Source organism: Pseudomonas sp. H3(2019), from assembly GCF_007713465.1.
In the GTDB taxonomy this organism is placed as follows: Bacteria; Pseudomonadota; Gammaproteobacteria; order Pseudomonadales; family Pseudomonadaceae; genus Aquipseudomonas.
In genome coordinates, this window is record NZ_VMSG01000033.1 from 1 (window position 1) to 12,445 (window position 12,445).

Annotated in this window: 8 protein-coding genes; all 8 read right to left on the reverse strand. The window is 60.5% G+C overall.

The features are described from left to right. Positions 1-336 precede the first annotated feature (336 nt). Positions 337-2,277 carry a DNA topoisomerase III gene (locus FPT12_RS25155; RefSeq protein WP_145021491.1) on the reverse strand — a complete coding sequence of 647 codons (1,941 nt, stop codon included), beginning with the start codon at positions 2,275-2,277 and terminating at the stop codon, positions 337-339. A gap of 96 nt (positions 2,278-2,373) precedes the next feature. After that, positions 2,374-2,727: a DUF2493 domain-containing protein gene (locus FPT12_RS25160; protein ID WP_145021494.1), complete on the reverse strand. Its 354-nt coding sequence runs from the start codon at positions 2,725-2,727 to the stop codon at positions 2,374-2,376. Beyond that, positions 2,715-4,409: a Na/Pi cotransporter family protein gene (locus FPT12_RS25165; RefSeq protein WP_145021497.1), complete on the reverse strand. Its 1,695-nt coding sequence runs from the start codon at positions 4,407-4,409 to the stop codon at positions 2,715-2,717. The genes FPT12_RS25160 and FPT12_RS25165 overlap by 13 nt, the downstream gene beginning before the upstream one ends. Positions 4,410-4,535: 126 nt before the next feature. After that, the gene (gene mgtA / locus FPT12_RS25170) at positions 4,536-7,250 is read right to left on the reverse strand and encodes a magnesium-translocating P-type ATPase (protein ID WP_145021500.1); all 2,715 of its coding nucleotides are present in this window, start codon (positions 7,248-7,250) and stop codon (positions 4,536-4,538) included. A gap of 285 nt (positions 7,251-7,535) precedes the next feature. Continuing rightward, positions 7,536-7,826 (reverse strand): hypothetical protein, encoded by a 291-nt coding sequence (locus FPT12_RS25175; protein ID WP_145021503.1) that lies wholly within the window; start codon positions 7,824-7,826, stop codon positions 7,536-7,538. 395 nt (positions 7,827-8,221) lie between these two features. After that, positions 8,222-8,575, reverse strand: coding sequence for a hypothetical protein (locus FPT12_RS25180; RefSeq protein ID WP_145021712.1), 354 nt, complete (start codon positions 8,573-8,575; stop codon positions 8,222-8,224). 371 nt (positions 8,576-8,946) lie between these two features. Next, complete coding sequence (locus FPT12_RS25185) at positions 8,947-10,569, reverse strand: MFS transporter (RefSeq protein ID WP_145021506.1); 1,623 nt, start codon at positions 10,567-10,569, stop codon at positions 8,947-8,949. An 89-nt stretch (positions 10,570-10,658) separates the two neighbouring features. Then, positions 10,659-12,311: a GMC family oxidoreductase gene (locus tag FPT12_RS25190; RefSeq protein ID WP_145021509.1), complete on the reverse strand. Its 1,653-nt coding sequence runs from the start codon at positions 12,309-12,311 to the stop codon at positions 10,659-10,661. Positions 12,312-12,445 lie beyond the last annotated feature (134 nt).

The following is a 12,445-nucleotide window of genomic DNA, read 5'->3' on the forward strand; positions in this document are numbered from 1 at the left end:
TGGTCAACTTACGGTGGGACTTACACCCACAAGATTGCGCCCATGCTGGGCGCACGAAACCGGCGCGCCCGAGGGCGCCCTGCGCATGGCCACCATAAAAACAAATGCCGACAAAAAGCACCTGCATAAGGTGACGCTGTGCGCCGTGTGTCCGGGCTACCAAACCCGATCGCTGATAATCAGCGACACGGAAACAATAGAGGCGAGGACCAAAGCGCACAAGCCGGCGGATTCTGGCGTAGGTGTAGGTCGCTACGCAAGGAGTTGTAGCCTCTGGCGGGAGCTGAGTCGGTAAGTATAAACACCCGTAGGAACTGCCGAAGGCTTCGCCAGCGCCTACAGTTTGGTGGCGGGTGCGGTTTTGCGTTTGACGGTTTTGCGTTGGCTGGTCTTACGTTTGTTCTTCCAGGGCGCCGCACCCTTGCCGGCCGGGCTTGCCGGGCCGCTGATGGTCAGGCGCAGGCCGCTGCAGCGGCCAACCTGTTTGCTCATCCAGGCGGCTTGTTTGGCGACGAACTCTTCAAGGCTCATTTCGCTGCTTTGCACCATGTCCAGGGCTTGTTCCCAGATCGCCGTGGTGCCGGGGTCGGCGATGGCTCGGGGTACGGCGTCGATCAGGCTGAAGGCCGGCGGTGTGGCGGCCAGGGCTTTGCCGTTCTTGATCAGATAGCCACGATCCAGCAACCCCTGAATGATCCCGGCGCGGGTCGCTTCGGTGCCGATGCCGGTGGTGTCCTTGAGCTTTTGCTTGAGCAGCGGATCTTCCACCAGTTTGGCGACGTTCTTCATCGCCTTGATCAGGTCGCCTTCGGTAAATGGCTTGGGTGGCTGGGTCCAGAGGTCCTTCAGCATCACGTTGGCGACGGCGTAATCCCGTCCTTCAGCCAGTGCCGGCAGCATCTGCGGCGCCGGGGCTTCCCGTCCTTTGGCCGGGGCCAACGCTTCGGGCAGTGCGCGCTTCCAGCCTGGCTCGACGATCAGTTTGCCCACCGCACGCAAGGCTTGCCCGGCGCAGTCGAAATCAGCCTGGGTGCGGTCGTATTCGTGATTGGGCAGGAACTGCGCCAGATACCGCGCCCGGATCAAGGTGTAGACCGCACGGTGCTTGCCGGTCAGGCGTTCGAGGTTTTTCGCCGCTGCCGTGGGGATGATCCCGTGGTGGGCGCTGACCTTGGCATCGTTCCAGGCCCGAGAACGGCGTTGCGGTTCAAGGTACTTGAGCAGCTCGCCGAGGCCCGGATCGGCACGCCCCAGGGCGGCGAGAATGCCCGGGGCTTCGCTGTGCTGGCTCAGCGGCAAGTAGCCGCAGTCACTGCGTGGGTAAGTGATGACCTTGTGGGTTTCGTACAACGCCTGGGCCACATCCAGGGTTTCCTGGGCGCCGAGGCCGAGTTTTTTCGAGCAGATTTCTTGCAGCGTGCCGAGGTCGAACGGCAGCGGGGCGGCTTCGCGGACCCGCTCGGTGCGCAGCTTGACCAGACGCGCACTGGCGGCGTTGCGCATGGCCGTGGCCGCTTCCTGAGCCAGCGCCTGATTCAGGCAGCGGTCATGCTCGTCGCAGACGTCTGACGCCGCACGCCATTGGGCAGTGAAGGGGATGTTGTCATGCAACAGTTGTACGTCGATGGCCCAATACGGCACAGGTACGAAGTCGGCAATGCTGCGGTCGCGGTCGACCACCAGACGTAAGGTCGGCGTTTGCACGCGGCCCACCGGCAGCACGCCTTGATAACCGGACTGACGCCCGAGCAGGGTGAACAGGCGGCTCATGTTCATGCCAATCAGCCAGTCGGCACGCGAGCGCCCGAGTGCCGAGTGATAGAGGCTGAAGGTTTCGGCGCCGGGTTTGAGTGCCGCCAGGGCCTTGCGAATAGAGGCATCGTCCAGCGCCGACAGCCACAGGCGCTTGATCGGCCCGCGATAGCGGCAATGCTCCACCAGCTCACGGGCAATCATCTCGCCCTCACGGTCGGCGTCGGTGGCGATTACCAGTTCATCCGCTTCGCCGAGTAGCCGTTTGACCGCCTTGAACTGGCTGGCGGTCTTGGGTTTGACCAGCATCTTCCACTTCTCGGGAATGATCGGCAGGTCTTCCAGGACCCAGCGTTTATAGCGGGCGTCGTAGGCATCCGGCGGTGCGGTTTCCAGCAGGTGACCGATGCACCAGGTCACTGTGACACCCGTTCCCAGCCAGCAGCCGTCGCCGCGCCGGCTGGCACCGAGCACCGCCGCAATGTCTTTGGCCTGGGAAGGCTTTTCACAAAGAAACAGCTGCATAACCACCATCAGTCATCAGGGTTGGAAGGTGCACAGCATGCGGGGTACAGCGGCGTGGATCAACCTTTATCTGTATGGATGTACAGTTAAGGCAGGTTAAACCCTTTCGTTCATCTGCAGCGTTTGAATGCCGGTCGCCCTGGCTTGCGCGACCAGCTCTTCAGTGTCCTCCCCGCCGGGTAGCGCAATGACGATGTCCGGTCGACTGTCTTGCAGCATGAAGCTGTTGCGCAGGCGCTCCGCCAGCTTGCCGTGTAGTTGCCAGTTGGCGGGGTAGCGCACGATGTTGGCACCCAGTTCCCGGGCCCAGTCTTCGATTTCGCCGCCCAAAAACTGATGGCCGCCGTGGATCAGTACGCGCACTTCGTGCAGGCACTGGAAGGTTTCCAGCACTCGGCGGCAGGTACGGGTGTCGGCGTAATAGCGCCCGGCACAGATCAGGACGCGCATGGCAGTTCATCCTTGTCGGCAGACGGTTGCGGATGAATATCTGCCAGGTAACCGCTCTCGATATCGCGTTCCCCGGCGCGTTCGAGTACCGGGTAGGCCAGCGCCGCGATGTGGTAATGCACGCGTCGGTAGTCGCGCAGCAGCCGTTGAAAAATGTCGCCGGACTCGGCCCAGGCGCTTTTGTCTTCGCGCAGGGCACGAAAGTGTGCCCGGCTGGCCGCAGCTTCGAGCCTTCTGACCGACTCTTTGCGGTTGACCAGATAGTGGGCGGTTGCGAGGTCTTCCCGTAGAAACACGGTAATCGCCAGGCTCAGGCTTTGAAGCAGCTCGTTGTGCAGCGGATAGAGCGTGCCCAGCTCGAAGGCCGAGAAGTTTTCACCGCGCCGCAGTCGACGCGCGGCCAACTGCGCAAGGCTGGTGGACAGGATGTCGGCGGCGTGCTCCAGGTTGATCGCGAACATCAGGATTTCCTGAGAGCGATCGGCGTCGCTGTCACTGATGCCTTCCTGGCCGATATCCGCCAGGTAGGCACGGATCGCCGCGCTCAGCAGGTCCAGGGACTGGTCGATCTGCCGCACCTCATCGGCATTGCGCTGGTCCGAGGTCTGGAACAGTTGCAGCACGCGGTTGAGCATGATCGAGAGCATATCGGCCAGCCGCAGGGCTTCGCGCGCTGCGTTGGACAGGCCGATGTTCGCCACCGCAAGGCCGGCTTCATCCAGATAGAGCGGCATGCCGGGATCGACATCCCGCGCCGGTGACGGCAGCAGGCGGGTCAAGCGTTTCGCCAGCGGTTCTGTCAGGCCGATGAACACCAGTGCCAGCAGCAGATTGAAGCTGGTGTGCAGGCAAACCACCAACAGCGCAGGTGTCAGCTCTGCAATCGGGCTGCTCTGGGCCAGCATCGGCACGAACGGCAAGCACACCAGCGCACCGATGACCCGCACCAGCAGGTTGCCGACCGGCAAGCGCCGGGCCACGGCGGAACTGGCGTTGAGCACCGAGGGCAGGGCGCCACCGATGTTCACCCCGAGCACCAGCGCCATGCTGGTCAGCGGCGAGAGCAGCCCGGTGCCGGCGAGCGAGGCGATCAGCAACACCACGGCGACGCTGGAATGGCAGATCCAGGTCAGCAGCATCGCCACCAGCAAGGCAATGATCATGTCGCCATCCAGGCTGTGCATGAGCGCATGGAAGATCGGCGTGCCTTCGACCTCTCCCAGCGTCGACCCGAGCATGCGCAGCGCCAGCAGCATCAAGCCCAGGCCAATCAGTGCGCAACCGACGCTCTCGTAGCGCGAGTCATCGCGCAGGCGGAAGACGATGAACCCGGCCAGCAGGACGATGGGGGTGACGATCGATATGTCGAAACTGAGCAGCTGCACCACCAGCGTCGAGCCGATATTGGCCCCGAGCATCACCGCCAACGCTGGCGCAAGGCCCAGGGCTCCGGCGGCAGTGAAGGAGGTCGCCATCAGGCTGACGGCGGTGCTGCTTTGCAAAATGCCGGTGATCCCGACGCCCGACAGCAAGGCCATCCAGCGGTTGTTGAGGTTTTTGCCCAGCCACTGGCGCAGTGGCGTGCCGAAGCCGCGCAACAGCGCCGAAGAAATCATATGGGTGCCCCAGAGCAGGAGTGCGATGGAGCCGGCGAGGTTGATCAATAGAGTCGTTCCCGACATGAGGACTCTCCCTTTTTGTGTTGCATTGATTGACGGCCCGAGAGCCGGATCGCGGCGTAAAGATGTGGCGAACACAAAATCTGTGGGAGCGAGCTTGCTCCCACAGGGATTGCGGTGTTCAGTGCATCAGAACCATTGCTTGAAGCGGCGGATGTAGAAGGTCTTCATCAGCTGAGCGAACACGCAGTAGCTGAGCAAGGTGCCCACCAGCCATGGGAAGTACTGCCATGGCAGCGGTTGCAGGCCGACCAGGGTGCCGAGTGGCGAGAACGGGATGTAGATGCCCAGCACCATCACCAGTCCGGTCATCAGGATCACCGGCAATGCCGCGGTACTCTGGAAGAACGGGATCTTCTGGGTGCGCAGCATGTGCACCACCAGCGTCTGCGACAGCAGGCCTTCGATGAACCAGCCGGACTGGAACAGGGTCTGCATTTCCACACTGTTGGCCGAGAACACGTACCACATGAGGGCAAAGGTGGTGATGTCGAAGATCGACGAGGTCGGCCCGATCCACAGCATGAAGCGCCCGATGTTTTTCGCGTCCCACTTGCGCGGCTTGCGCAGGTATTCCTTGTCCATCTTGTCCCACGGCAGCGCCAGCTGGGAGATGTCGTACATCAGGTTTTGCAGCAGCAGGTGGATCGCCAGCATTGGCAGGAACGGGATGAAGGCACTGGCCACCAACACCGAAAAGACGTTGCCGAAGTTCGAACTGGCGGTCATGTTCAGGTACTTCATGATGTTGCCGAAAGTCTCGCGGCCTTTGAGCACACCTTCTTCGAGCACCATCAGGCTCTTTTCCAGCAGGATGATATCGGCCGATTCCTTGGCAATATCGGTGCCGCTGTCGACCGAAATACCAACGTCGGCGTCACGCAGGGCGGGGGCATCGTTGATGCCATCGCCGAGGAAGCCGACGGTGTGACCGTTCGACTGCAGCGTCTTCAGTACCCGGGATTTCTGTAGTGGCGTGAGCTTGGCAAACACCGTGCGTTCTTCAACCCGCAGCTTGAGGGTCGACTCGTCCATCTTCTCGATGTCTTGCCCGAGCAGCGGCGTGCCGGGTTCCAGGCCTACTTCGCGGCAGATCTTGCTGGTGACCACGGCGTTGTCGCCGGTCAGCACCTTGACGGTCACGCCCATGTCCCGCAGCGCGGCAATCGCCGGGCCAGCGGTTTCCTTCGGCGGATCGAGGAAGGTCAGGAAGCCGCGAATCACCAGCTCGCGTTCGTCGCGGGTTGTGTACTGGTTTTTACTCTGGGCTTTCGGGATCTCGCGAGTGGCCACCACCAGCACCCGGAAACCGTCTTCGTTGTACTCAAAGGCCCGCGCCAGCAGCGCTTTGCGACGCTGTTCATCCAGTGCAACCACTACGCCGTTCTCGTGGATGTGGCTGGAAATGCTCAGCATCTCCTCGACCGCGCCCTTGCAGACCAGCAGATGATCGTCGCGGCTGTCCTTGACGATGATCGACAGGCGCCGGCGAATGAAGTCGAACGGCAGCTCATCGATCTTGCTGTAGGCGAACGGGATCTTGAACTTCGGGTTGCGCTCGGCGAACTGCACCACCGCCTGGTCCATCAGGTTGCGCAGACCGCTCTGGTGATGACTGTTGAGCCACGCCAGTTCAAGGATCGAGTCGTCGCGCCGGCCATTGATGTCGACGTGGTGCTCGAGGATGATTTTGTCCTGGGTCAGGGTGCCGGTCTTGTCGGTGCAGAGCACGTCCATCGAGCCGAAGTTCTGAATCGCGTTGAGGCGCTTGACCACGACTTTGCGTTTAGCCATCGCCATCGCGCCCTTGGCGAGGTTGGCGCTGACGATCATTGGCAGCATTTCCGGGGTCAGGCCGACCGCGACGGCCAGGGCAAACATCAGCGCGTCAGCCCAATCGCCTTTGGAAAAACCGTTGAGCAGGAAGACGATCGGCACCATGACCAGCATGAAGCGGATCAGCAGCCAACTGACACTGTTTACTCCCCGGTCGAAAGCGGTCTGCACCCGCGAGCCGACGATGGCTTTGGCCAGCGAACCGAAGTAGGTGCGCGGGCCAGTCGCGACCACCACCGCTCGGGCGGTGCCGCTGACCACGTTGGTGCCCATGAAGCAGATGTTCGGCAGGTCCAGCAGGTTTGACTGGTCGGCGGCTGTCGCTGAGGCGGACTTTTGTGCGACGTTGCCCAGGGTGTCGTATTTCTCCACCGGCAAGGCTTCGCCGGTCAGCACCGCCTGGCTGATGAACAGGTCGCGGGATTCGATCAGGCGAATGTCAGCCGGGATCATGTCGCCAGCCGACAACTGAATGATATCGCCGGCCACCAGTTCACGCATTGGCACTTCGCGCAGTTTGGGCTTCATGCCCATTTGTTCGCGACGCAGTACGGAGGCGGTGGTGCGGACCATGGCCTTGAGCGCTTCAGCCGACTTGGCCGAGCGGTGCTCCTGCCAGAACCGCAGCAGGCTGCTGAGCGACACCATGGTCATGATAATGATGACTTTGGTGAGGTCGACTTCTTCGCCTGCCTGGAGCGGGAGCCAGTAATCGGTCACGAAGCTGATGCCGGCCAGCGCCAGCAGCACATAGATGAACGGATTGTTGAGGGCCTGGAGGAACTGGACGATGGCGTGAGGCGGCTTGTCATGGGCCACTTCGTTGAAGCCTTCGCGTTGCAGGCGGCCTTCGGCATCGAGCTCGGTCAGGCCGTCGGCGGAAGTCTTGACGTTGGCGAGGGTGACCGCGAGGCCGTTTTGCGCCTCACGGGCGGCGCGCATCGACAGCTTGGTGTCGTCGTTCGTGGCGCCCCGGACATGCTTTTTCGGATCTTTTACAAGGGTCATTGCGTGTGCTCCTGCCGCAGTCTTGCGACACGACACACTGCAAACTCAGCTAATTAAAGGCGAGCGAATGTAGGTCGAGTCGCAAGTAAGCGATCGATTCAAATTGTTGTGTTTTTTGTTGTTTAACGTTCGCTGCACACCCAATAAAAAATGGTATGCAGCGAACCTACTACTGGCCTCGTCCATAACGAACTCCGCGAAGTCTGTGTATTAAATTGGCAATAGAAAGTTGCCGAATTCCTTATTAAGGAAAACGCTGGTTAAACCCTTGGAAGTACTTTCAGATCAACTGAAAGTGCGCGCCCCGAGGTGCAGGCCGAGCCATACGCTGGCCTGCTGCAGGAGGTGCGCAAAGCACCGACTCGGTGGTTCCTGGCTTTCGTCGAGGCTCCAGCGTTGCTGGAGTTGGCCGGTCGACGGGCAGACGCGCCAAGTGGCACGCAACTGAGCCTGAGTGCGCGAAGAAGGGGAGGAGAACGGCGAGTGAGCCGCCACAGGGCGCTCACGGCAAGGCTTTACGCGCATCGTCGAGGCGAAGGCGCGTACACCTGGCATTACAGTAGATTTGAAGTTCATAACATGCCTCGCAACCGGACTGACGCCGGAGAGGCAAGTTACGATGGAGCGTCAAGCCCTAGCGCAGCTCACCCGACCGAGGAGTCGAGTCCCGTCATTTTCTGGGTTAAGTGCCCAGCTCTGCGAATTCGCATCAGCCAGACAGCGTCTAGATACTGTGTCCATTGGATTCTTTTGTGAGTTGAAAAAAGGCCTGAGTTACCGGCCCGCGCAATGTACTCAGATAGGCCGCTGAGGTCAACCTTAAATCCATGCTGTTAAGGGATTAGACAGAGAAGGACAGTGCAGATCGGATTATCAGAATAATGGCAGTCGATAGTTATCGATGTGACCGCGCGAAGTGCTCATGACATTCAGTCGTCGTGTCATGAGCACAAGGGATTACTGTATAAAACTCAATGACTCATGTGCCGGGATATATCCCGGTAAGTATCGCTGTCAGTTGCCGCCAACAGCTTGCTGCCATCCTTGAAGGTGGCGATGAACGTGATCTCGGTTTCCTTCCCGGCCATCAGGTAGCCAGCGATTGCCCCGACAGGGCCGAGCAGCATGGCGCCGGCGATGCTGTAGCCAATGGCATCCTTGTTGGTCACGCTGTCCTGGGATGCAACTTCCAGGGTTTTGAATGCCGAGGGTCGCACTTTGATTTCCTGGTTAGGGTTGCAAGTGGTTTTCAACTGCAACGCCCCTTCACGGTATTCGCTATCGCCTTGTAGAAAATCTCCTGCCAAAACGGTGACATTGACCATGTTGAACTCCCCTTGTTCGAACATTACGGAACCTGTTATCTCGCGCTTGCAGGGGGGAGACGTCAATCAGCTGGCGATGAAGGGGCGTACCGTCAGTCCGGTCAAAAAAGAGGCATGACGCTTCGCCCTTGAGCGGCGGCAATCTGAAAATTCAATAGCTCCGCTGCTTCAAACGGTGTCAGTTTCGTTACGCCTTCAACAGGGCGAGTGATAGGACGATCTCGCGGGTGCGGTGGATTTTGCCGTGGGAACGGTCGGTCAGGCGACAACCACGGACATTGTCGCCTAAACTCTGCTGACAGGAACCGCAGACGCGGTTCTGTGCAGTGAAAGTCCGCCCAGGGCCAACATGGGCGGACTTTTTTATGCCGTCAGTTTTTCTCCAGGTCCACGTCCTTGGTTTCGCGCAAGCAGAGCATGCCCACCACCAGGCTCACCCCGGTGATCAGCACCGGATACCACAGCCCGTAGAAAATATCCCCGGTGTAGACCACCAGCGCGAACGACACGGTCGGCAGGAAACCACCAAACCAGCCGTTGCCGATGTGATACGGCAGGGACATCGAGGTGTAGCGGATGCGCGTCGGGAACAGTTCGACCATCAGCGCCGCCAGCGGCCCGTAGCACATCGCCGAAATGATGATCAGCGCGACGATCAGCACGACGATCATCGGTTTGTTGATCAGCTGGGTGTCCGCCTGTTGCGGGTAGCCGGCCAGGGTCACGGCACCGCGCAGGGCGGCTTCGTCGTAACCGTCGATTTTTACATCACCAACGCTGACCTGCACCGCGCTGCCAGCGGGGGCGGCTTTGCTGCTGTAAGGCAGGCCTTGTTTGACCAGGAAGGTTTTGACCTTGTCGCAGGGGCTGTCAAAACGCGCCTTGCCGACCGGGTCGAACTGGAAGGTGCAGGTGGCCGGGTCGGCCAGCACGCTGATCGGCGCCTGTTGACTGGCGCGGTCGATGGCCGGGTTGGCGTAATGGGCCAGGGTTTTGAAGATCGGGAAGTACAGCACGGTGGCCAGCAACAGGCCAATCATCAGGATCGGTTTACGCCCGACCCTGTCCGACAACCAGCCGAAGAAAATGAAGAACGGCGCGCCGATCACCACACTGACAATCAGCAAGGTGTTGGCCAGGGCCGGGTCCATTTTCAGGAACTGGGTGAGGAAGAACAGCACATAGAACTGTGCGGCGTAGAAGGTCACCGCTTGCCCGGCGTTGATGCTGAACAATGCAATCAGCACGACTTTGAGGTTTTCCCAGTTACCGAAGGATTCGCGGATCGGTGCTTTGCAGGACTTGCCTTCTTCTTTCATTTTCAAGAAGGCCGGCGACTCGTGCAGGCTCAAACGAATCCAGGTCGAAATGCCCAGCAGCACGATCGACAGCAGGAACGGAATGCGCCAGCCCCAGACTTCGAACTGATCACCGGTGAAGTAGCGGCAGCCGAGGACCACCAGCAGCGACAGCAGTAAACCGAGGGTCGCGGTGGATTGAATCCAGCTGGTGTGGAAACCGCGTTTGCCGACTGGCGCGTGTTCTGCCACATAGGTCGCGGCACCGCCGTACTCGCCGCCGAGTGCCAGGCCCTGGAGCATGCGCAGCACCACCAGAATGATCGGTGCGGCAATGCCGATGCTGGCGTAGGTCGGCAGCAAGCCGACGCAGAAGGTTGCCAGGCCCATCAGGATGATCGTGGCGAGGAAGGTGTATTTGCGCCCGATCATGTCCCCCAGTCGACCGAACACCAGAGCGCCGAACGGCCGCACGATGAAACCGGCAGCAAAGGCCATCAGTGCGAAGATGAAGGCGGTGGTGTCATTGACCCCGGCGAAAAACTGTTTGCTGATCACCGCCGCGAGGGCGCCATAGAGGAAGAAGTCATACCATTCGAACACCGTCCCGAGGGACGAGGCGAAGATGACTGTCCGGGTTTCCTTGCTGGTGCCGGCGCTGAGCGTTGCGGCGATGGCTTGAGCCTGTTCTGACATGTCGGTATCCCTCACAGTGTTTATTTATTGTTGTTCCACTGTCAGCGCCGGCCGTATGGGTTGGCGCCGCTATTCCATTTTCCGAGCTGCTACGAAGATAGTCGTTCACCTGTTTCAATGTTGTGTAGATGCCTTTGGGACGATACGGCGAGAATCAGTTGCGCCGCTTTTTCGGCGATCATCAGTGTCGGTGAGCAGGTATTGCCCGACGTGATGTGCGGCATGATTGACGCATCGGCGATGCGCAGACCGGGAATGCCGTGAACCCGCAACTGGGCATCGACCACCGCATCGGCATCGTTGCCCATGCGGCAGGTGCCGACCGGGTGGAAAATCGTCGTGCCGATGCGTGCGGCGGCTTCGTGCAGTTGTACTTCGCTTTGCAAGGCCGCGCCCGGCAGGTATTCGACCGGGGTGAACGGTTGCAAGGCCGGCGCGGCAACGATGCGCCGGGTCAGGCGAATGGCATCGGCGGCCACGCGCAGGTCTTCGGGATGGCTCAGGTAATTGGGCTGAATCAACGGCGGCTGTTGCGGGTCGGCCGAACGAATCTCGACGCGGCCACGGCTTTGCGGGCGCAGGTCACAGACCGAGGCGGTGAACGCCGGGAACGCATGCAAGGGTTCGCCGAAGCGCTCAAGCGACAGCGGTTGGACGTGGTATTCGAGGTTCGCCGAGGTTTGTTCCGGCCCGGAGCGGGCGAAGGCGCCGAGTTGACTGGGGGCCATCGACAGCGGGCCACTGCGGTCGTACAGATAGCGCAAGCCCATGCCGATCTTGCCCCACAGGCTGCCGGCGATCTGGTTTAGGGTCCGGGCGTTTTCCAGCTTGTAGATCAGCCGCAACTGTAAGTGATCCTGCAGATTGCCACCCACGCCATTGAGTTCGTGGGCGACGCCGATCCCCAGGCGTTTGAGCAGGCCGCCCGGGCCGATGCCGGAACGTTGCAGGATGCTCGGCGAACCGACTGAACCGGCGCTGAGGATGATCTCCTGGCGGGCGAGGAAGGTTCTTGTCTGGCCTTGCCAGCGGGCGCTGACCTTTGATGCCCGGCCGTTTTCCAGCAGTACGCGGTCGACGTCGACACCGGTCAGGACGGTGAGGTTCGGTCGATGGCGAACCGGTTTGAGAAAGGCCTTGGCAGCATTCCAGCGCACCCCGGCTTTCTGATTCACCTGGAAGTAGCCGCAACCTTCGTTGTCGCCCTGGTTGAAGTCATCGAGGTTGGCGATGCCACTTTGTTCGGCGGCGCTGCGGAAGGCATCGAGAATCGGCCATGACAGTCGCTGGCGCTCGACGCGCCATTCCCCGGCGGCGCCGTGAAATGCCGAGTCACCGGCAAAATGGTTTTCGCTCTGCTTGAACAGCGGCAGTACATCGTTCCAGTTCCAGCCAGGGTTGCCTTCAGCAGCCCAGCGGTCGTAATCGCCAGCCTGGCCGCGCATGTAGATCATGCCGTTGATCGATGAGCTGCCGCCCAGCACCTTGCCACGCGGGTAACTCAGGCTGCGGCCTTGCAGGCCGGTTTGCGCTTCGGTCTTGAAGCACCAGTCGGTGCGCGGGTTGCCGATACAAAACAGGTAACCGACCGGAATGTGAATCCACGGGTAGTTATCGCGCCCGCCGGCTTCAAGCAGCAACACCCGGTGTTGCGGGTTGGCGGAGAGCCGATTGGCCAGTAGGCAGCCGGCCGGTCCGGCGCCGACCACGATGTAATCGTATGCATCAACGGCAGGTTGCATCCATGACCTCGCAGCGTGTTGTTCTTATTGGGATCCATCCTAGTTGTTAGTTTTCGGTAAAAGAATGTTAGTTTTTGCTCAGCTACTGTGCGTTTTTAAACAGCGATTTGCTCCCAAGCATTCAAGGAAGGCTG